This is a genomic window from Pseudoalteromonas sp. P1-7a (genome assembly GCF_001401855.1).
Lineage (GTDB): Bacteria > Pseudomonadota > Gammaproteobacteria > Enterobacterales > Alteromonadaceae > Pseudoalteromonas.
Genome location: NZ_LKDU01000006.1, coordinates 78522 through 100787, shown reverse-complemented (window position 1 = coordinate 100787; position 22266 = coordinate 78522). Strand labels below are relative to the sequence as shown.

General features: G+C 41.5%; 17 protein-coding genes and 5 tRNA genes. 17 read left to right on the top strand and 5 right to left on the bottom strand.

The genetic code is table 11. From position 1 onward, the window contains the following. The first annotated feature begins 13 nt into the window (after positions 1-13). The 7 genes from AN389_RS06465 to purF all read left to right on the top strand — a co-directional run bounded on the left by AN389_RS06465 (position 14) and on the right by purF (position 10854). Positions 14-4747: a FimV/HubP family polar landmark protein gene (locus AN389_RS06465; RefSeq protein WP_055019466.1), complete on the top strand. Its 4734-nt coding sequence runs from the start codon at positions 14-16 to the stop codon at positions 4745-4747. 146 nt (positions 4748-4893) lie between these two features. Beyond that, positions 4894-5688: a tRNA pseudouridine(38-40) synthase TruA gene (gene truA / locus AN389_RS06460; RefSeq protein WP_055015805.1), complete on the top strand. Its 795-nt coding sequence runs from the start codon at positions 4894-4896 to the stop codon at positions 5686-5688. A gap of 140 nt (positions 5689-5828) precedes the next feature. Next, positions 5829-6704 (top strand): acetyl-CoA carboxylase, carboxyltransferase subunit beta, encoded by an 876-nt coding sequence (gene accD, locus AN389_RS06455; RefSeq protein ID WP_055015804.1) that lies wholly within the window; start codon positions 5829-5831, stop codon positions 6702-6704. Between the two features lie 25 nt (positions 6705-6729). Continuing rightward, positions 6730-7995, top strand: a complete 1266-nt coding sequence (gene folC / locus AN389_RS06450) for a bifunctional tetrahydrofolate synthase/dihydrofolate synthase (protein ID WP_055018774.1) — start codon at positions 6730-6732, stop codon at positions 7993-7995. A gap of 11 nt (positions 7996-8006) precedes the next feature. Next, positions 8007-8645, top strand: a complete 639-nt coding sequence (locus AN389_RS06445) for an SPOR domain-containing protein (RefSeq protein ID WP_055015802.1) — start codon at positions 8007-8009, stop codon at positions 8643-8645. 169 nt (positions 8646-8814) lie between these two features. After that, positions 8815-9309 (top strand): CvpA family protein, encoded by a 495-nt coding sequence (locus tag AN389_RS06440; protein ID WP_055015801.1) that lies wholly within the window; start codon positions 8815-8817, stop codon positions 9307-9309. An 18-nt stretch (positions 9310-9327) separates the two neighbouring features. Beyond that, positions 9328-10854, top strand: a complete 1527-nt coding sequence (gene purF, locus AN389_RS06435; protein ID WP_055015800.1) for an amidophosphoribosyltransferase — start codon at positions 9328-9330, stop codon at positions 10852-10854. A 98-nt stretch (positions 10855-10952) separates the two neighbouring features. Here the strand turns inward: purF and AN389_RS06430 are convergent, their stop codons facing one another. Further along, entirely contained in the window at positions 10953-11552 is a 600-nt protein-coding gene (locus AN389_RS06430; RefSeq protein WP_004586887.1) for a Yip1 family protein, read from the bottom strand. Between the two features lie 211 nt (positions 11553-11763). Between AN389_RS06430 and miaE the strand changes: the two genes are divergently transcribed. Further along, positions 11764-12534: a tRNA isopentenyl-2-thiomethyl-A-37 hydroxylase MiaE gene (gene miaE, locus AN389_RS06425; RefSeq protein ID WP_055015799.1), complete on the top strand. Its 771-nt coding sequence runs from the start codon at positions 11764-11766 to the stop codon at positions 12532-12534. Between the two features lie 31 nt (positions 12535-12565). On the opposite strand, the gene AN389_RS06420 is transcribed toward miaE, so the two are convergent. From AN389_RS06420 to AN389_RS06410, 3 genes are all read right to left on the bottom strand, one after another. Next, on the bottom strand, positions 12566-13366 hold the full coding sequence (locus AN389_RS06420; RefSeq protein ID WP_055018772.1) for an ABC transporter substrate-binding protein: 801 nt from the start codon (positions 13364-13366) through the stop codon (positions 12566-12568). A gap of 52 nt (positions 13367-13418) precedes the next feature. Then, a complete protein-coding gene (locus tag AN389_RS06415) occupies positions 13419-14156 on the bottom strand; it encodes a UDP-2,3-diacylglucosamine diphosphatase (protein ID WP_055018771.1) in 738 nt (245 codons plus the stop codon). Between the two features lie 85 nt (positions 14157-14241). Beyond that, entirely contained in the window at positions 14242-14733 is a 492-nt protein-coding gene (locus AN389_RS06410; RefSeq protein ID WP_024032242.1) for a peptidylprolyl isomerase, read from the bottom strand. 413 nt (positions 14734-15146) lie between these two features. On the opposite strand from AN389_RS06410, the gene cysS reads away from it, so the two are divergent. Further along, positions 15147-16526, top strand: a complete 1380-nt coding sequence (gene cysS, locus AN389_RS06405; protein ID WP_055015796.1) for a cysteine--tRNA ligase — start codon at positions 15147-15149, stop codon at positions 16524-16526. A gap of 73 nt (positions 16527-16599) precedes the next feature. On the opposite strand, the gene folD is transcribed toward cysS, so the two are convergent. Beyond that, complete coding sequence (gene folD, locus AN389_RS06400) at positions 16600-17454, bottom strand: bifunctional methylenetetrahydrofolate dehydrogenase/methenyltetrahydrofolate cyclohydrolase FolD (protein WP_055015795.1); 855 nt, start codon at positions 17452-17454, stop codon at positions 16600-16602. A 341-nt stretch (positions 17455-17795) separates the two neighbouring features. Between folD and AN389_RS06395 the strand changes: the two genes are divergently transcribed. From AN389_RS06395 to clpX, 8 genes are all read left to right on the top strand, one after another. Beyond that, positions 17796-17872, top strand: a tRNA-Pro gene (locus tag AN389_RS06395). A gap of 54 nt (positions 17873-17926) precedes the next feature. After that, a tRNA-Arg gene (locus AN389_RS06390) sits at positions 17927-18003 on the top strand. 24 nt (positions 18004-18027) lie between these two features. After that, a tRNA-His gene (locus tag AN389_RS06385) sits at positions 18028-18103 on the top strand. A gap of 15 nt (positions 18104-18118) precedes the next feature. Continuing rightward, positions 18119-18195: transfer RNA gene (locus AN389_RS06380), tRNA-Pro, on the top strand. Between the two features lie 51 nt (positions 18196-18246). Beyond that, a tRNA-Pro gene (locus tag AN389_RS06375) sits at positions 18247-18323 on the top strand. A 355-nt stretch (positions 18324-18678) separates the two neighbouring features. Beyond that, positions 18679-19983 carry a trigger factor gene (gene tig, locus AN389_RS06370; RefSeq protein WP_055015794.1) on the top strand — a complete coding sequence of 435 codons (1305 nt, stop codon included), beginning with the start codon at positions 18679-18681 and terminating at the stop codon, positions 19981-19983. A 163-nt stretch (positions 19984-20146) separates the two neighbouring features. Continuing rightward, positions 20147-20764: an ATP-dependent Clp endopeptidase proteolytic subunit ClpP gene (clpP, locus tag AN389_RS06365; RefSeq protein ID WP_055015793.1), complete on the top strand. Its 618-nt coding sequence runs from the start codon at positions 20147-20149 to the stop codon at positions 20762-20764. Between the two features lie 135 nt (positions 20765-20899). Beyond that, a complete protein-coding gene (gene clpX / locus AN389_RS06360; protein WP_004586896.1) occupies positions 20900-22183 on the top strand; it encodes an ATP-dependent protease ATP-binding subunit ClpX in 1284 nt (427 codons plus the stop codon). Positions 22184-22266: the final 83 nt, after the last annotated feature.

Sequence of the window (22266 nt, the reverse complement as noted above, 5' to 3'; positions counted from 1 at the left end):
TTAAAGGATCAGCATGCGCGGTTTAGCTTCACTTATTATATTAGCGTCTGCATTGGTAGTAACTCCAATTTACTCTCAAGACAGCACCCAATTAAAGGGGCCAAAAGGCGCTGACTATGGTGCGCAAGGGCGATCAATAGGGCCTATAAAGCCAACCGATACACTATGGCGTATTGCTGCCAAAGTACGCCCAGATAATTCAGTTAGTATCTACCAAGTTATGCAAGCCTTGTATAACAAAAACCCTAATTCATTTTTAGAACAAAACCTAAACCACATGCAAAGTGGTGCCTATTTAAAAATACCCACTTTAGCGGAAATTAGACGCGTAGATCCACAGCTTGCTAAACAGCGCTCAGAGCAAGACGACGCGCTGTGGGAAAAAAAGAAAAATGGCACACTAACCACGAGTGAAATTAACGCTGCGCAAACTAAAGTTACTCAAGCACGTAAAGCCGATGTTGACGACGCTAAAAAAGAAATTCAAAAAGAATTAAATGAAATAAAAACGCAGCAAGGTAATAAACTTGTAGAGCTGCAGCAGCAATTTAAAAGTTCGGTTAATAATGTAGAAGAAATATTAGCTGAAAATAATAATCTCAAAAAGCAACTGTCGGGCATTTCAAAAGAACTAGCTAATGTAAAAGAGCAACTAGGCCAAGACAGCGAAATTCAAAAACAGTTAAAAGAACTCATTGAAAAGCAAAATGAAATAATTGCGCAACAAAAAGTACAAGAAGTACCAAAAGAAGAACCTTTTGACTTAGGCGCTTTCATGTCTAAACCGCTTGTACTTATTTTATTAATGACCATTCCTGCATTATTAATTATTTTTGCTGTGGTGATGTTTTTACGTAAGCGCACCAACAAAGATGAGGAAACGCAAGATGACGACGACTTTCTACCACAAACGCCCAGCTTTACCGAAGGCGAGCCGCAAAGTAATGATGCGCCAGACGATCCAATCATTCCTGACCCTCTTGATGATTTAGATATTCAACTTGATGACAATCATAGCGACGATATTTTGCCAGAGGGTGATATTGCATTTGACGATTCTCTTGATGATGCGTTAGACGAGGAGTTTTCTGATACTGAAAACTTGCTCGATCAAGACGAATTAGAAAGCTTATTAAGTGATGATATTGTTTTTGATGATGAAGGCGGTGCAGGAGACGAGTTAGATATTTTCATGCAGCAGGGCTTTGATGAGCCTGTAGATGAGAAACCAGAGGATGAAATTGACCTCGATTTAGGTGATGCAAAAGAGTCAGACGATATTTTAAGCAGCGATGATCTAGACGATTTATTTGATGAGGACGATAGCTTACCTGAAATTGACTTGCCTGAGGTTGAGCAACCGAGTGTTGATAGTAATGTCGAAAGCAATGATGAGTTGGCCGCCTTAAGCGAAGAGCTTGCCCAAGAAGAAGGCGATGACTTTGATATTGATGAATTATTAGATCAACAAGCTGATACAGACTCACCAAAAGACGATGACTTTGACTTAGACGACATAGACAGCTTAATTGATGAAGCGAGTGATACCACCGATACGGCCTCTGCTGATGCACTCGTTGAAGAAAACGACGACTTTGATTTAGGTGACATTGATAGCCTAATTGATGAAGCGGGCGACACACCAGATGAAACCCCAGCTGATGCGCTCGTTGAACAGAGCGATGACTTTGATTTAGATGACATAGACAGCCTAATTGATGAAGCGGGCGACACACCTGATGAAACCCCGGCTGATGCACTCGTTGAAGAAAGCGATGATTTTGATTTAGATGACATAGACAGCCTAATCGATGACGCGGGCGACACACCTGATGAAACCCCAGCTGATGCGCTCGTTGAAGAAAGCGATGACTTTGATTTAGATGACATAGACAGTCTAATTGATGACGCGGGCGACACACCTGATGAAACCCCGGCTGATGCACTCGTTGAAGAAAGCGATGACTTTGATTTAGATGACATAGACAGTCTAATTGATGACGCGGGCGACACACCTGATGAAACCTCAGCTGGTGCACTCGTTGAAGAAAGCGATGACTTTGATTTAGATGACATAGACAGCCTAATTGATGAAGTTGAAGATTCACCTGCAGCTCAAGTAACAACAGATAATGATACAGAGCGAGATATAGATAGCGCTTTGGCTGATTCTGTTGAAGAACTGGCTGATGCACAGAGCGATTTTAACGAAGATGATATTGAAACTTTAGCGTCTTCACTTATTGATGAACCAGAGCTAGGAGAACCTGAGCTTGTAGAAGAACCTGAGCTTGTAGAAGAACCTGAACTTGTAGAAGAACCTGAGCTTGTAGAAGAACCTGAGCTTGAAGATGAACCTGAGCTTGAAGATGAACCTGAACTTGTAGAAGAACCAGAGCTTGAAGATGAGCCTGATCTTTTAGAAGAACCAGAGCTTGAAGATGAGCCTGAGCTTGTAGAAGAACCTGAACTTGTAGAAGAACCTGAGCTTGAAGATGAGCCTGAGCTTTTAGAAGAACCTGAGCTTGAAGATGAACCTGAACTTGTAGAAGAACCAGAGCTTGAAGATGAACCTGAACTTGCAGAAGAACCAGAGCTTGAAGATGAACCTGAACTTGTAGAAGAACCAGAGCTTGAAGATGAACCTGAACTTGCAGAAGAACCAGAGCTTGAAGATGAGCCTGAGCTTGTAGAAGAACCTGAACTTGTAGAAGAACCTGAACTTGAAGATGAACCAGAGCTTGTAGAAGAACTAGAGCTTGTAGAAGAACCAGAGCTTGAAGATGAGCCTGATCTTTTAGAAGAGCCTGAGCTTGAAGATGAACCTGAGCTTGAAGATGAGCCTGATCTTTTAGAAGAACCTGAGCTTGAAGATGAACCAGAGCTTGTAGAAGAATCTGAACTTGCAGAAGAACCAGAGCTTGTAGAAGAGCCTGAGCTTGAAGAAGAACCTGAACTTGCAGAAGAGCCTGAGCTTGAAGAAGAACCTGAACTTGTAGAAGAACCTGAGCTTCTCGAGGAGCCTGAGCTTGAAGAAGAGCCTGAGCTTAGTGATGATTTGCTTGAAAATACCGTCTTCACAGATAGTTCAGAAACATTACTTGACCCAGAAGATGCGCAGGATGAGTACACTGACGATACCCTAAAAAGTGTTGATGAATTACTCAGTGAACTTGAGCAAGCTACAGACGAAGACTATGTTGAAAACCCTGATTGGGCACTTGATGACCTTGATGATGATATTGAAGAGGTAGAGGTCGATTTAGGTGACGATCCGCTAGATTCACAGGAAACACCAGCGAATCCGCTTTTAGATACTCAACCTGAAAATGAGGTTGTAAATGATACACTCAGCGATGATATAGACTTTTCAGATGAGAAGAGAGACGCGTTAGATGTAACAGAACAACAGCAATACTTACCTGATGAGTTATTGGGCGATGAGCTTGATGGTGAGGCTACAGGCATGCAGCCAAGCCAAGCTGAACAAGACTTAGCAAACGCACTTTCGGGCAATGAATTAAATAGCCTAGAAGACGACTTTGATGATGAATTACTCATTGATAATGATTTTTCAGAGCTGGAATTAGAGCCACAGCTTGCCGCTGAAGAAATCGGTGAAGATGATAGCCGGGCTCAAACGGATTTATCGGCGGATGAATTAACGGATGTCGCAAGCGAGCTAGATTTACCTGAAAATACGGATGAAGACAAAGGGGTTTTCGATGACGATTTACTGCAAAGCATTGATGGGTTAGACGAAGAGCTTAATGCATTATTAGATGAGCAAGTCACCCCAAGCGAAGAGCTTGATGAATACCCTGAATTAGAGCTTGATAACGACGATTTTGATTTAGATGATCAGCAATCATATAGTCCCCAAGAGTTGCAAGGTGATGAACTTGATGGACAGTCAAGCGGTATGGCCCCAAGCCAAGCTGAGCAAGATTTAGCGAATGCACTTGCTGGTAATACTGGTATTGATGCATTAGATGCTGACTTAGATGACGAGCCGCTGATTGACGATGATGTTGAGACACCTCTCTCGCAAGAGGAGTCTTTCAGTGAAGAGCAGATTACGGACAGCAAGCAAGAACAGCCTGATTTTGACGATGCAATTTTAGAACAAGCACTTTCTGAAGACGTTGAAGATGAAATAACAAACTCGCAGATAGAAGCTGAGCTAACGCAAGCTCCTGATGAGCAAACTAATGAAGAGGTTATACCCGACGAGCAGCTAGACGATGAGTTTATGGCTGATCTAACGCAAACCGATTTTGATGCGTTACTCAGTGAACTAGCTGAACCAGATGAGTTAAATTTAGAGGACAGCAGTGAATTTGACGTCGATTTCGATAGCTTACTTAATGAAGATTTAGATAGTGAGATTGAAACGAAAGCGGTTCAAGATAACCCTATACAAGATACAGAGCAGCCTACTGCCGACGATTTCGTTGATATTGATGCGCTACTCGAACAAAGTGACGACTCGGTACTTGAGCACGAACCTTATGACGAAGTTAATATGGATGTAGGGTTAGGTGATTTTGAATCCTTACTTGCTGGAGACAACCCTACAGATGTTGACTTAGAGAGCGGTGGTTATTCTGCCAAGCTCGATTTGGCAAGGGCGTATATTGAAATTGACGACTTTGACTCAGCATTAAAAGTGATTGAAGATGTTATTGAAAGTGGCCCTGAAGATGTGCAAGAAGAAGCCCAAAGCTTAAAAGCAAAATTAAAGTAGCGTTGTAAACGCGATTTGAGCCGCAATAAGGTAATTATTGCGGCTTTTTTGTAGGTATTTATTGGATCACAACACACTGGCTTTTATTGCACCGCGAGATAGCATAAAATGCCTCGTTCATTAGCACAGTAGGTAAAGCAGTAATTATGCGAGTAGCACTTGGAGTTGAATACAACGGCGCGCGTTACAGTGGGTGGCAACGCCAGTCTCACGTAAATAGCGTACAACAAGAAGTAGAAAAAGCGTTATCGCGCATTTGTAATCATCCGGTTGAAATAGTGTGCGCGGGGCGCACAGATGCTGGGGTGCATGGCACTGGCCAAGTTATCCACTTTGAAACTCATGCTCCGCGTGAAATGGTGGCGTTTACCATGGGGATGAATACGCTACTGCCTAAAGACATAGCAATTCGTTTTGCACAGCCCGTAAGTGAAGACTTCCATGCACGTTTTAGCGCAACAGCGCGTCGTTACCGTTATGTTATTTATAATTACGCCTACAGGGGCGCAGTGATGAATGAAGGGGTTACACATTTTCATCACCCACTTGATGAAACAAAAATGCAAGAAGCGTGTCAGTACTTAATTGGTGAGCATGACTTTACTTCTTTTAGAGCACTGCATTGCCAAGCTAATACAGCAAACAGAACAATTCATCATTTATCGGTACAGCGACAGGGTGATTACGTTATTATTGATATTAAAGCGAATGCTTTTTTACACCATATGGTGCGCAATATTACCGGCTGTCTAATGGATATAGGCTTACATAAACATCAGCCAGTGTGGTTAAAAGAGCTATTAGATTTAAAAGAGCGCGCTAAAGCCAGTGCCACGGCAAAAGCGGCAGGGTTGTACTTAGTGGATGTTGATTACCCAGCGCATTTTAACATTCCTAAAACGCCGTTAGGGCCATTATTTTTACCTGATACGGAATGTTAGTGCTGAATTTATAAGCGTTTATCTAACTACTAAGACCAGTTTTTTATACCGTGTTTGTGTAATTCATGTTTTAATTGAAAAAATCTGTCTGCTACTTATTAGCAGGCTCGCGACACAGAACAGCATTAAGAGAGTTGCAAATGAGTTGGTTAGAAAAAATCTTACCTAAAACGACTAAGTCATCAGGTCGTAAAGAAATTCCAGAGGGCGTTTGGGCTAAATGTACAGCTTGCGATTCAATTTTATATAAAGCTGAACTAGAGAAGTCATTAAACGTATGTCCTAAATGCGACCACCACATGCGTGTGAGCGGCCGTAAGCGTTTAGAGCACTTTTTAGATGAAGCCGACCGCACAGAGCTAGGTACTGAGCACGAGCCTAAAGATGTATTAAAGTTTAAAGACTCAAAAAAATACTCAGATCGTATTAGCGCAGCCCAAAAAACAAGTGGCGAAAAAGACGCACTAGTAGCGATGAAAGGCCGCTTAAAAGGTATTCCTGTTGCAGCGGTTGCTTTTGAATTCTCATTTATGGGTGGTTCAATGGCTTCGGTTGTAGGTGCACGCTTTGTTGATGCCGTAGACCAATGTTTAGAGCACAACATGCCATTAGTGTGTTTTTCAGCTTCAGGTGGTGCACGTATGCAAGAAGCACTTATGTCGCTTATGCAAATGGCTAAAACCAGTGCTGCACTTGCTAAAATGAGCGAAAAAGGCCTGCCGTTTATATCAGTTATGACCGACCCAACCATGGGCGGTGTATCAGCATCACTTGCGATGTTAGGTGATATAAACGTTGCAGAGCCAAAAGCCTTAATTGGTTTTGCTGGTCCGCGCGTTATTGAACAAACAGTACGTGAAACTCTGCCTGAAGGTTTTCAGCGTAGTGAGTTCTTATTAGAGCACGGTGCGATAGACATGATTGTTGACCGTCGCGAAATGCGTGACACGTTAGCACGTGTGCTTGCTAAATTTATGAACTTGCCTTCTACTGAACAAGAGCATAGAGTAGCGTAAATTTCAGCTTTACTGATTACACGCTATGACAAATATAATTCCTAGCCAATCATCAAGCCTTGATGATTGGCTTTGTTATTTAGAGAGTGTTCACCCTGCAAATATTGAAATGGGCCTCGAACGCGTCGCTACTGTTGCAAACAACATTGGCTTATTAAACACTTCCAGCAAAATCATTTTGATTGGCGGCACAAACGGCAAAGGGACAACAGCACGCTGTTTAGAGTCTTTATTGTTGGCTCAAGGTTATTCTGTTGGCACTTATGCCTCTCCTCATTTAATTAAATACAACGAGCGTGTGCGCATAAATGCTCAAGAGCTTGAAGATCAATACCATGTTGATGCCTTTAACACGCTAGAGCAAGGTCGCGGTAGCACGGCACTGACGTATTTTGAGTATGGCACTCTTGGTGCATTGGCTATTTTTAAGCATTTTGAGGTTGATTATGTGCTGCTTGAAGTTGGTTTGGGTGGGCGTTTTGATGCCACCAATATCGTTACACCTTATGCAAGTGTGATCACCACTATCGATTTAGATCACAAAGAATACCTAGGCGATACACGCGAGCTGGTTGCTTATGATAAAGCAGGTATATTTCGTGAAAATACGCCAGCTATTATTGGTGATTTGAACATACCCCACACTATGACCGATTACGGCACTGAGATTAAAGCCAATATGGTTATATCGGGCACTGATTTTATATTCAAAGAGCACCCAGCGCATTTCACATGGCAATATAAGCATTATGATCTGGCGTTAGACAAACCAGCAATTCCTGCACAAAATGCCGCAACTGCTTTAACTACTTTAGCAGCGTTAAATTTACTACCAAGCGATGAGGTAATTAAACGTTGTTTAGCTAATTTAGTTGTTGAGGGCCGATTTCAACAACTCAATACTACACCTTTAGTGTTTACTGATGTTGCGCACAATCCCGAATCTGCTCGTTATTTAGCACTAAAGCTTGCAAGCTATAAAGATAAAGGCTTTAAAATTCATGCATTAGTCGCTATGCTTGCTGATAAAGATAAAGCGGGTGTACTAAAAGAGGTAAGCTCTGTAATTGATCAATGGTCTCTTACTAGCTTACACATACCACGTGGCGATAACGTTGAAAATATGGCCGCCGCGTTGCAAACTATACCTCATACAGGCACGCATGAACGCTATAATAGTGTGCACGATGCGCTTAATGTAATTATGCCTACACAGCAAAGTGATACGCTTTTAATTGTGTTTGGGTCATTTTTTACTGTTGCAGATGCTATAAACTACTTTAAAAAATAGAGAGAAAGTCGGTGAACTCAGGTTTTATAAATCGTTTAGTTGGAACCAGTATTGTGGTGATCGCAGCAATTGTGTTTATTCCTAATATACTCGATGGCGAAAAGGTCCACTATAAAGAGGGCTTTAAAGCTATTCCTGAACGCTCTGAGTTTAAAACTATCGACCTTCAAGAGTCTATAGATGAAAAAGTAGCGCAAGCCGAGCCCTTAAAGCAAGCGCCAATAGAGAATGTAGCTGCTGATGACGACGTGCTCACAAGCCAAGAAAGCAAATTCGCGGCAGATCGAGAAGTAGTCGAGGGCAGCATAGAAGGTGAGAGTGTGCCAAGCAAACCTGTTGCTAAAGTGCCAGAGCCTGTCAAAGCCAACCCTATTGCGCCACGCAAGAGTGAAGAAAACCTCACTGATATGGCCTATGTAATTCAGCTTGGTAGCTTTTCTCATGCGGCTAATGTAAAGGCTTTACAAGCAAAGCTCAAAGCAAAAGGCTTTAAAACGTTTACAAAGCCCATCAAAACGCCTAATGGTACATTGACTAAAGTGTTTGTGGGTCCTTCGCTTGATAAGGCTGAGCTTACTAAAAAGTTACCTGAGCTAAAAGCGCTGACCAAGCTCAACGGCAAAGTAACGCAATATACCGTCACTCACTGATTTTTAAAGGCCTTACTTAGTAAGGCCTTTTTAATTTAGCGCTAAAAAACACACCTCTTAAATGTTAATTTTTTGTATTAGATAGTTGCTGGTTATCTCCCGCTTTAACTTGCATATTTAGGAGGTTTGGGTATAGAATGCGCCCCAAAATAGCGACTAATTGGTTAATATGATCTGGGTTGATTACGCCATTCTTGGCATCATTGCACTGTCTACCATCATAGGTTTAATACGCGGCTTCGTTAAAGAAGCTATGTCATTAGCAGTATGGGGTTGCGCATTTATCATCTCTAGTTTGTTCTACCAATATTTAGCTTCCTTCCTAACAAGTATTTCTGAACCCCTTTTAAGAAATGCGGCGGCCATTGCCATACTCTTCTTTGCGACGCTACTGTTAGGCGGTTTACTAAACTACATTTTAGGTGAGCTTGTACAGCGTACTGGTTTATCTGGCACCGATCGTGTCTTTGGCATTGTTTTTGGTGCGCTACGAGGCGTGTTGGTCGTGAGCGCGTTACTCTTCTTTCTTGATGCTTTTACTGGTGCACCAAACACGCACTGGTGGGGCAATTCTATTTTGATTCCAGAATTTGGCTTTGTTGTTGAATGGTTTTTTTCGTACCTAGAAAACAACTCGAGCTTTTTAAATTCAGTAAACCGTTAATCGGCGAGGATAAATTACATGTGTGGTATCGTTGGGATAGTCGGAACATCTCCTGTTAATCAGGCGATTTATGATGGCTTAACTGTTTTGCAGCACCGAGGTCAAGATGCCGCGGGCATCATTACCATTGAAAACAATACGTTCAGCTTGCGCAAAGCAAATGGCCTAGTAAAGGATGTGTTTCACACCCGCCATATGAAGCGACTACAAGGCACAATTGGTATTGGCCACGTTCGTTACCCTACTGCTGGCTCGTCAAGTTCATCTGAAGCGCAGCCGTTTTATGTTAATTCACCATTTGGTATTGCGCTTGCGCACAATGGTAACTTAACGAATGCTGAAACGCTCAAGCAGCAATTATTTTCAGAAGCGCGTCGCCATGTTAATACAACGTCAGACTCAGAAATACTGCTTAATATTATGGCGCATGAGCTGAGTAAATCTGACAAATTACATTTAGACGCTGAAGATATATTCACCGCAGTAACCGAAGTAAACAACAAGGTTACAGGTGGCTACGCCGCTATTGCGATGATTATTGGTCACGGTGTTTTAGCATTTCGTGACCCTAATGGTATTCGCCCGCTGGTATTTGGTAAGCGTGAAACGCCTAAAGGCACTGAGTACATGTTTGCATCAGAAAGCGTAGCACTAAAGCCTGACGGCTTTGAATTTGTGCGAGATGTAGCGCCAGGTGAAGCTATTTATGTGACTGAAGACGGTCAATTTCATTCACAAAGTTGTGCAGAAAAAGCCTCTTATGCGCCCTGTATTTTTGAGTTTGTTTATTTCGCTCGCCCTGATTCAACCATCGATCGTATGTCGGTTTACGCAACGCGTGTAAACATGGGTACTAAACTGGGTGAAAAAATTGCGCGTGAGTGGAGCGATAAAGACATTGATGTAGTTATCCCAATTCCTGAAACCTCATGCGATGTAGCATTAGAAATTGCCCGCATGCTTGATTTACCTTACCGCCAAGGCTTTGTTAAAAACCGTTATATTGGTCGTACATTTATCATGCCAGGCCAAGAAATGCGTAAAAAGTCAGTGCGTCAAAAGCTAAATGCGATTGACCGTGAATTTAAAGGTAAAAACGTTTTACTGGTTGATGATTCAATTGTGCGCGGTACTACTTCTGCGCAAATTGTAGAAATGGCCCGTGAAGCCGGAGCAAAAAATGTGTATTTTGCCTCAGCCGCTCCTGAAATCCGCTTCCCGAATGTGTATGGTATTGATATGCCCTCTGCAGCAGAGCTTATTGCACATGGCCGCGAAGTTGAAGACATTAACCAAAGCATCAGTGCTGATGGCTTAATTTTTCAATCGCTAAACGATTTAATTGAAGCGGTGAGCCAAGAAAACCCAGAAATTACTAAGTTTGAAACCTCTGTATTTGATGGGCAGTACATTACCGGCGATATTGATCAAGATTACCTAAATCATATTGATCAACTACGTAACGACTCGGCTAAAAGCAACCGCGAAAATGCCATGTCATCAGGCCTTGAAATACATAATCAAGATGCCAACGAAGCTGACTAATGTGTAACTAAACATAATCGACATAAAAAAAGGAGCTAATTAGCTCCTTTTTTGCGAAGGAAAGAAAGGGAACACTTCATATCAAACAACGTGGTTGATTAGGTAAACATTGGACTCACAATACCGTTAGTCCAAAGAATTGCGGTTACAGCTAAAATTATTACCAATAAAATTAGCCCGCAGGTGACAACAGAGCTGGCATAAATAAAGCCGCGCTCTTGCGGAATATGCATAAGTATTGGCACGCCCGTATACAGTAAGTACACCGAGTAGGCTAGGGCAATCATACCTACGCAAACAACAAACCACAGCTCAGGTAAAAAAGCGGCTAAGGCCGACATAAACACAGGTGTAGCAGTATAAGCGGCAAGCTCAAGCGTTTGTGTAAACGTAGGTTTAGCACCAAATGTAACGGCCATCCAATGGGCTAAATAGGCCAAAGCAAACACTCCGGCTATTAACGCACCATACATAGCCACGGCAATTAGCAGTGCGCTTTCATGCGTTAAAAATACTGGGTTGCCTGCACCAATACTCCAGCCTAAATACACCGATGAGTAATACCCCATAATCGATGGAAATAATGCAATAAGTAAAATATGCGACAAGCTGTAAGTTAGGCTTTCGTGGCGGTTATCTATTGTTTGCCATTCTTCGAGTGGATGAGCATAAATGCCCCACAGGTGATTCAGTATCATAGCGGTACTCCATAAAAGGAACGGTTTACTGTTGGTTATAATTTATTTTTAGTTTGTTTTTTATACAGCACTTATATTTATGGTTTAGTTCAGATACAAAGTCAAGTTAACTGCTTATTAACATTTTAAGTCGGTTGTTTTTGCTTGTTTTATTCTTCGTTATTTTTCGTGTTAAAATGGCTTTTTATTATTTGAAGTAACGAGCAGCCCTGTGCCACATAGCGAACTTTTAGCCCCTATTAATAATTTTTTATTGTGCGAAACCCCGAATGCCTGGGTAGATGAAGCAGTAAAAAAAGAGAATTTATCGGTTATCTTAATCGACCATTTAATTTGTGAGTTAAAAGCAGCGCAAAGTGCAATGTTTTTAATCCGTAAGTACGCGGTCGATAAAGACAGCAGTGATGCATTACTCGAATGGCTAAAACCTTTTGAAACACTTATTTATAAGCGTGAAGGCAATTGGCGTGATTTGGCGGCTAAAAATAAACTGACAAAATCTATTATTCCAAAGTCAAACTCGCCATACGGGCAAGATTTAATTGATAAAATGGTGATGCTAATAAAAGAAGAGTTACATCACTTTTACCAAGTGCTCGAAATAATGGACGAATATGGCGTAGAGTACCGAAGTATCACACCGTGTCGCTATGCTAAGGGGATGCTACGTAACGTTAAAACGTTTGAACCTAATGCTCTCGTCGATAAGCTTATTGTAGGCGCTTATATTGAGGCTCGCTCGTGTGAGCGTTTTGCAAAGCTTGCGCCGCATGTTGATAAACGCTTAGGCGATTTCTATATTTCGTTGCTTCGCTCTGAGGCACGCCATTATCAAGATTACTTAACACTGGCACAAGAAATTGCTGATTTTGATATTACTGAGCGAGTCGACTTTTTTGGTAAAGTTGAGGCTGATTTAATTACCAGCCCCGATGAAGACTTTAAGTTTCACAGTGGTGCACCTGCACAAGTCACTAACTAAATCGGTGCTATTTGCTCTTCAAGCGCACTGGCTAGTTTGGTGCGCTACTTCTTTCTATAAAGTCTATAAGTTCAAGTGCTGCACTTTGAGAAAAACCATGTTTCATCAACACTTTTTTTGCGGTGCCATTGTATAAAATAGCGGTAAAGCCTTGCTCAAGTGCGTCCCTTTTATGTTTTGCATTAGGGTCAGATTTGGGAAACATTACATGGAGTTGGTGGTGCTCTAAATCCGGCGAAATATATTCAACTTGTGGCGCGCCGGGCTCATTAAGCTTTTCGGTGTTTTTTAACCAATATTCCCCCACTTCTTTAGTGCCTGCAACTAAGTCTATCCGTCCTTTTTGTAGCATGTATAAACTATTAATTAACCCACGAGTGGAGGTTACAGCCAGGCCATTACTTTCAGAAAAAGCCTCGCTAACTGCATAGCCAACGCCTTTACAAATACTGTATGGCTGTAAAGAGTTCATACTGCCGTCATAGTTTATTTGCCTGCCTTTGAGCTTAAATAAGCCGACATATACGTTAGCCAGCGGGCGTGAGTAGTAAAAAAGCTCAGTGCGAGATTGTGTAAAAAAAGCGCCTAAAATTGCATCTTTTTTATTTATTTTGGTTAGCTTTAGGGCTCTGTTCCAACTGGTAAACTCTATATCGTTATCAATATTTTGATTTATTAAAGCCGCTTTAATTAAGGCTGTCACCCAACCATTATCCATTAATCGCTCACCAATATAAGGAGGAGAGTTTTCAGCGACGAGTTGCCAATTTTCAGAGGCGTACCCTTTGGAAAAAATGCAACAAAGCAATAAGCAAAAAATAGCTTTATTCATATATCCTTATCCTATTACCAAAAAGTACTTAAATAATAGTCAGGATTTGAGATTATGCGAAGGGCGTATTAATAAGTTTTTGACTGTCTGGTGTAACCACTAAGTATGAGCCCTGAGTATACCAATCTCCAAGCACAGTGCGTGTTAGTGTTTGCTTACCTACAGTGTACTTATGCACATTAGGGCGATGCGTGTGCCCGTGTATCATGTTGCTCACATTGTGTTTTGCAAACATCGCCAGTACGGCGTCATCAACTACGTCTAAAACTTCTATGGGTTTGTCGGCTTGACTTAATTTACTTTTTTCTCTGGCATTACGCGCAATTTTTTTTCTGTAGCAAAGTGGCATTGCTAACATTAATTTAGGCCACCACCAGCCACGGCTTTTTTTGCGAAACTTTTGATACTCTATATCTTGAGTACACATTTCATCACCGTGCAAAATAACAGTGGGTGTGCCATACAAATCTATAACCGTTTGCTCGTTTAGCAATACCATACCAGCGCGTTTAGCGTATTGCTCACGCATAATAAAATCACGATTACCATGTATAAAGTACACTGGCGTTCCGCCATCTTTAACGGCTTTTAAATGTTTTGCAACTTCACTGGCCAATTCTGTTACGTAGTCATCCCCAACCCATACTTCAAAAAAATCACCTAAAATATACAGTGCATCTACGGGCTTACCGATAATATGCGTATTTATAAAGCGATAAAAGGCCTCGCTAATATCTGGGCGGTTTTCACTTAGATGTAAATCTGCAATAAAGTAGGTTTGAGAAGTCATAAAGGCATCTAGTTAGGTTAAATAAAAGCGGGCGAATACATTAATGTACCATGCCCGCTTAATTACTCAGTGTAAGAGTGAACGTTTAGCTTACAGTAACGTTTTCGATGATTACATTTTCAAGCGGTACATCTTGGTGAAAACCAGCGCTGCCTGTTGCAACACCTTTAATTTTATTTACTACGTCCATGCCCTCAACTACTTCAGCAAATACACAGTAACCCCAGCCTTGCGACGTTTCGCTGCTGTGGTTTAAAAAGTCGTTGTCGTTAACATTAATAAAGAATTGGGCCGTTGCTGAATGTGGATCAGGCGTACGTGCCATTGCTAATGTACCTACTTTATTAGATAGGCCATTATTAGCTTCGTTTTGAATTGGGTCGTTAACGTCTTTTTGTTCCATACCAGGTACAAATCCACCGCCTTGCACCATAAAGCCGTCAATTACGCGGTGAAAAATAGTGCCGTTGTAAAAACCTGAGTTTGCGTACTCTAAAAAGTTTTTAACTGTGTTTGGAGCTTCTTGCTCAAACATTTTAATGGTGATGTCACCAAAATTAGTGTGTAGAACAACCATGTGGTTTCCTATATCTGGTTTAATTAGTCGCGCTATTTTATCTTAGTTAACTAAGATAAACAAAGTGCTTGTTCAATATATCCAAAGCTGCTCAGGGTATATACTTGTGCGTTTTACAGGGGGTTAATATCGAGGTGGTATTTTGTCGTTGTTGTATTTTCTCTCAATATGTAGCTATGCACAGAACAAAAGCCCGTTGAGCAATAAACAGGGTGATTTAAAACCGATTTTTACAGTGTTATTAATTTTAACAACAGAACCTCTCTGACACACAATCAAGGCCTAACCTAAATTGGTTTTAATTCCAGCTTAAACAACTGTATTGAAGAGGTTTGGGTATAAAAAGCGCTAGAGCGGGGGCTTTTCAAGTGTTAACATAGCCAACTCAGCAAACAGTCAAGGACTTAAAGTAAATGGTACAAATATACAACACACTCACGCGACAAAAAGAGCAGTTTAAACCTATGGTCGAAGGCAAAATCGACATGTACGTGTGTGGTATCACCATTTATGATTTTTGTCATATCGGTCATGCGCGTACATTTGTCGGGTTTGATGTTATTGTCCGCTATCTTCGCCATCTTGGTTACGACTTAAAATACGTACGTAATATTACCGACGTAGATGATAAAATAATTAAACGCGCAAACGAAAATGGCGAGTCAATTAATGACCTAACTTTGCGTATGACCAAAGCCATGCACGAAGACTTTGATAGCCTAAACATGTTGCGCCCAGATATTGAACCGACGGTTACAAACCATATGGACGAAATCATCGAAATGGTTGAGCGTTTAATTGCAAAAGGCCATGCGTACGTAGCAAACGACGGCGACGTGCTTTTTGATGTTTCTACGTTTGAACAGTACGGTGCACTATCGCAACAAGATTTAAGTATGCTCCAAGCAGGCTCTCGCGTAGAAGTTGCACAAGATAAAGACGATCCGCTTGATTTTGTATTGTGGAAAAAAGCAAAAGCAGGCGAACCTTCTTGGTCATCACCGTGGGGAGAAGGGCGCCCAGGTTGGCATATAGAATGTTCAGCAATGAGCTCAAAGCATTTAGGCGAGCATTTTGATATTCACGGTGGCGGCTCTGACTTACAGTTTCCGCACCATGAAAACGAAATTGCCCAATCATGCTGTGCAAACAATGGTAAGTATGTAAATACGTGGATCCACACCGGTATGGTACAAGTAAATAAAGAAAAAATGTCTAAATCATTAGACAACTTTTTTACTGTGCGTGAGGTATTAAAAACATATGATGCTGAATCGGTTCGTTACTTTTTAATATCAGGGCATTACCGAAGCCAGCTAAATTACTCACAAGAGAATTTAGATCAAGCACGCTCATCACTTGAACGTATTTACACAGCACTTCGTGGTGTAGAGCCATTAGCGTGCGACATTGAAAGCAATGAGTACGTGGCTAAATTTAGAAAAGCGATGAACGATGACTTTAATACACCAGAGGCGTTACCGGTTTTATTTGAACTGGCTAAAGAGCTTAACCGTGTTAAAGACACCGATACACAGCAAGCAGGGCAATTAGCATTTGTGCTACGCAGCATAGGCGAAGTACTTGGCGTTGCTCAGCAAGCACCAGAATCGTTTTTGCAAGGTGGGCAAGATGATGATGAAGTAGCCACTATCGAAGCGCTGATTGTAAAACGTAACGAAGCGCGCGCAAATAAAGACTGGGCCGCCGCTGATGAAGCACGTGATGCACTCAATGCACTCGGTGTTGTGCTTGAAGACTCAGCCGGTAAAACAACGTGGCGTAAAGCGTAAACGTGTTAAAATAGTTTTTAAACTAAAAAGGGCTGCCAGCTGGCAGCCCTTTTTATTGGTATCAGTTAAATGCTTAACTGTGGTATTTTTCACATGCTTCAAGTGTGTTTTCAATCAAACTTGCTACAGTCATTGGCCCAACACCACCTGGTACAGGAGTAATAAAATCAGCTTTTTGCTCTGCAATGCTATACTCAACATCACCGACTAATTTACCTGTATCTAAACGGTTAATACCTACATCAATCACAATCGCGCCTTCTTTTACCCAATCGCCCGGAATAAATTCAGGTTTACCTACGGCCACTACTAATAAATCTGCACGGCGAACATGGGTTTCTAAATCTTGTGTAAATTTATGGCATACCGTTGTAGTACAGCCGGCAAGTAGTAACTCAAGCGACATAGGGCGACCAACAATATTAGAGGCGCCAACCACTACCGCATGCATTCCCTTGTAACGCACGCCTGTTGAATCAAGTAAGGTGATAATCCCTTTTGGTGTACATGGGCGAAGCGCCGGCATACGTTGCGCTAAGCGACCAATATTGTACGGGTGAAAACCGTCTACATCTTTATGGGGTGTAATGCGTTCTAAAATCTTTTCTGCATCGAGGCCTTCAGGTAGCGGTAGTTGTACTAAAATACCATCTACTTCGCCATCGTTATTTAGCTCATCAATTAATGCTAGTAGTTCTTCTTCGCTGGTTTGCGCAGGTAAATCAAATGACTTTGAAATAAATCCTACTTCTTCACACGCTTTGCGCTTAGAGCCAACGTAAACTTGGCTTGCAGGGTCAAGCCCTACCAGTACTACTGCTAAACCAGGTGCACGTAAACCGTTTGCAACGCGCTCGCTTACGCGCTCAGCCACTGCACTACGTACTTGTTTTGCGATTGCCTTACCATCAATGATGTTTGCCGTCATGGGGGACCTTTAATTGGGGTTAAATAAACTTCGATACTTATATTTTAAAAGCACCAGCATATAAAGTGGGGTGTATGCAAAAAATTAATTTTATTAATGCTTTTTTAATATGCAGGCTATTTTCGCAGAAAAGGCCCGAAGCGCCAAGGTGCTTTTAAGTTATAAACCGGTGTTTTCAAAAAAAGCGTCTAAATTTCAGCTGGATTTTGCAATATTTAACCATTATGAACTAAAAATGACCGATTGATTTATTTTATGCAAAAAACGTTTGACCTCTCTTAGGCAAATCACTATTATGCACCCCGTTGTCAACGAGGTCACTCGCAGACAATCGTAAGCATCGGCGATTAGCGCAGTTTGGTAGCGCACTTGGTTTGGGTCCAAGGGGTCGCAGGTTCAAATCCTGCATCGCCGACCACTTCTTTTATTTTTATAATTGAAAAGCTTACTGGCAAACTATGAAGTTTTCGATGCGCCCGTAGCTCAGCTGGATAGAGCAACGCCCTTCTAAGGCGTTGGTCGAAGGTTCGAATCCTTCCGGGTGCGCCATTTGAAAACAAAGTAAATACCGTGGTGATTGTAGCTCAGTTGGTAGAGCCCCGGATTGTGATTCCGGTTGTCGTGGGTTCGAGCCCCATCAGTCACCCCAATTTACTTCGAGTATCGGCGATTAGCGCAGTTTGGTAGCGCACTTGGTTTGGGTCCAAGGGGTCGCAGGTTCAAATCCTGCATCGCCGACCACTTTCTTATAAGTGGCTTTAAATTCAACATTTAAGTATTCAACATAATTATCGGCGATTAGCGCAGTTTGGTAGCGCACTTGGTTTGGGTCCAAGGGGTCGCAGGTTCAAATCCTGCATCGCCGACCACTTTCTTAACCTTAAAGAAAGTAAACGAGTAATCACTCAGCAATAACGTCTATTTACTTCCTACTAAAATATCGCTTTAACGTACTTGTTAGTCTGTTTTTTACGCAGTTGGTCTCGATCGTAGCTAAACTAGTCCAAATAATTGCCCCCTACACTCGACTATCATAATTATTAGGTTATAATGCCGCGTCTATTGTTTAACATAGTGCCCGAAGGGCAGAGCAGCAATGGGATCTCATGGTAGTGACGGATGCTTTTTAGTGAAAAATCGCTTTAAAATTTATCAAGACTCATGAAGATTACTTTGTTTGTAAGGAAGGCGAACAGTCGCCAAAATTGAATATTGAGGTAAATCATGCAAGTTTCTGTTGAGACGACTCAAGGCCTTGAGCGCCGTCTGACCATCACCGTTCCTGCAGAGAACGTTGAGACCGAAGTAAAAAAACGCTTACAACAACTGTCAAAAACGCAGCGTATTGATGGCTTCCGTGCTGGTAAAGTACCAGTTTCAGTAATTAACAAGCGTTTTGGACCTGCGGTTCGTCAAGAAGTAGCTGGCGAAGTAATGCAGCGTAATTACATTGAAGCAATTGTTTCTGAAAAAATTAATCCAGCTGGCGCACCATCATTTGCACCAAAATCACTTGAAGCAGGTAAAGATTTAGAATTTACTGCAACATTTGAAGTATACCCTGAAATTGAAGTTCAAGGTTTAGACAAAATTGCAGTAGAAAAACCAGCTGTAACAGTAACTGACGAAGACTTAGCAAACATGCTAGAAACACTTCGTAAGCAACACGCTTCTTGGGCTGATGTTGATGCAGCCGCTGGCGAAAACGACCGTGTAACAGTTGATTTCGTAGGTACTATTGACGGCGAAGAGTTTGAAGGCGGCAAAGCTGAAGACTTCCCACTTGAACTTGGCCAAGGTCGTATGATCCCAGGTTTCGAAGACAACATCGTTGGCAAAAAAGCAGGCGAAGAAGTCGTTGCTGATGTAACTTTCCCTGAAGATTACCACGCTGAAAATCTTAAAGGTAAAGCAGCTCAATTCACTATCACAGTGAAAAAAGTTGAAGCACAAGAGCTACCTGAATTAAGCGAAGAGTTTGCAACTAAATTCGGTGTTACCGAAGGCGGTGTAGACGCGCTTAAAGAAGAAGTTAAAAAGAACATGACACGTGAGCTAGACCAAGCGGTTAAAGCTAACGTGAAAGATCAAGCAATTAAAGGTCTTTTAGAAAACAACGAAATCGAAGTGCCTAAAGCACTTGTTGATCAAGAAGTTGACGCATTACGTCAGCAAGCAGCTCAACGTTTTGGCGGCGACGCTAAAAACATGCCTGAGCTTCCAGCTGAATTGTTCCACGAGCAAGCAGTAACTCGCGTTAAAACTGGCCTATTACTAGGTGAAGTGATCAAAGCAAACGATATCAAAGTTGATGATGAAAAAGTTGAAGCATTAATTGCTACAGTTGCATCTGCTTACGAAGATCCAACTGAAGTAGTAGAATACTACAAATCAAATGATCAACTTATGCAGCAAATGCGTAATGTTGCAATGGAAGAGCAAGCTGTTGAAGCTATTTTAGCTAAAGCAAACGTGTCTGACGTTGAAAAAGCATTTGATGACATCATGAATCCTCAGCAAGGTGCTTAATAAGTCATTGACTTAAGCGCTCGCTAACGATTAAATGGCTCGTGTTACTCTGTTTATGCAGTGTGCCCGGGCCATTTTAGTTTGTGCCCCATAATTTGCGAAAAATGATAACTATGCTTCCTTTAGTAAGAAAAAGCATAAGCGCATAAGGAATTAAAAAAGTATGAACACTGGTATGACAGATCCCCTAAATGCATTAGTCCCTATGGTTGTTGAACAAACAGCTAAAGGTGAGCGCTCGTATGACATTTATTCGCGTCTATTAAAAGAGCGAATTATCTTTTTAACGGGCCAAGTTGAAGACAACATGGCAAACCTAATTTTAGCGCAAATGCTATTTTTAGAATCAGAGAACCCTGAAAAAGATATCTTTTTATATATTAATTCACCAGGTGGTTCGGTAACCGCTGGTATGGCAATTTACGATACAATGAACTTTATCAAACCAGATGTAAGTACTATTTGTGTTGGCCAAGCTGCAAGCATGGGTGCATTCTTGCTTACTGCTGGCGCTAAAGGTAAGCGTTTTTGTTTACCAAACTCACGTGTAATGATTCACCAGCCGTTAGGTGGTTTCCAAGGTCAAGCATCTGACTTTGAAATACACGCAAAAGAAATTCTGTCTATTAAAGACAAACTTAACCGCTTAATGGCAGAGCATACAGGCCAGCCATTAGAGGTTATTTCACGCGATACTGACCGTGATAACTTTATGAGTGCATCACAAGCTGTAGATTACGGCCTGGTTGACTCAGTGTTTACAAATCGCGAAAGCAAGTAAGCGTGTAGGCAAGCAAATAATTGCTTGCCACTTTGAGTTACTATGCGAAAACCAGTAAATTTTGGTATAGTTAAAAGCGAATTTGAAATAGTTGCCAACCTTATTTGGCAGCCAACGTATAAAAGAGGTAGCTGAATGTCTGACACTCCTACAGACGGCGACAAAAGTAATAAATTGTTATACTGCTCTTTTTGTGGCAAAAGCCAACACGAAGTGCGTAAATTAATTGCAGGTCCTTCAGTATACATTTGTGATGAATGTGTAGAGCTGTGTAACGATATTATCAGGGAAGAAATCAAAGACATTGCTCCTAAGCATAATTCGTCTGATAAACTACCTGTGCCAAAAGAAATTCGTAATCACTTAGATGACTACGTAATTGGTCAAGACCATGCTAAAAAAGTATTGTCTGTAGCGGTATACAATCACTACAAGCGCCTACGCAACCAATCTACAAAGCAAGAAGTAGAACTAGGTAAAAGTAACATTTTGCTTATTGGCCCTACAGGTAGTGGTAAAACATTACTGGCAGAAACACTTGCGCGTTTACTTGATGTACCGTTTACTATGGCAGATGCAACTACATTAACCGAAGCAGGTTATGTAGGTGAAGATGTAGAAAACATCATTCAAAAACTACTACAAAAATGTGATTACGACGTAGAAAAAGCCCAGCGTGGTATTGTTTACATTGATGAAATTGACAAAATTTCGCGTAAATCAGATAACCCATCTATTACACGTGACGTGTCGGGTGAGGGCGTACAGCAAGCGCTGCTTAAACTAATTGAAGGCACGGTTGCCTCAGTCCCACCACAAGGTGGTCGTAAGCACCCGCAGCAAGAGTTTTTACAGGTTGATACCTCTAAGATTTTATTTATTTGTGGTGGTGCATTTGCAGGCCTAGATAAAGTAATCGAACAGCGTAGCCACAAAAATACCGGAATTGGCTTTGGTGTAAACGTTAAAGAGTCAGCGTCGAGCCGCTCTTTAAGCGAAACATTTAAAGACGTAGAGCCAGAAGATTTAGTGAAGTACGGCTTAATTCCTGAATTTATTGGTCGTCTACCTGTTGTTGCTACATTAACTGAGCTTGATGAAGCGGCACTTGTACAAATATTAAGTGAACCTAAAAACGCCATTACTAAACAGTTCTCTGTATTGTTTGGTATGGAAGACGTTGAGTTAGAGTTCCGTGACGATGCACTAAGCGCTATTGCTCACAAAGCAATGGAACGTAAAACAGGTGCTCGCGGACTTCGCTCAATTGTTGAAGGCGTGCTACTTGATACCATGTATGAACTTCCATCAATGGATGACGTAAGCAAAGTGGTTATAGATGAAACCGTGATAAAAGGTGAATCTGACCCAATCTTGATTTATGAAAATAATAATCAAGATAAAGCTGCATCAGAGTAGTTTTTAAGCTATTTGTATAAAAAAGGAGCCTTAGGCTCCTTTTTTTATAATTAATTTGAACGAGTTGGGGAAATTTGTTGAAC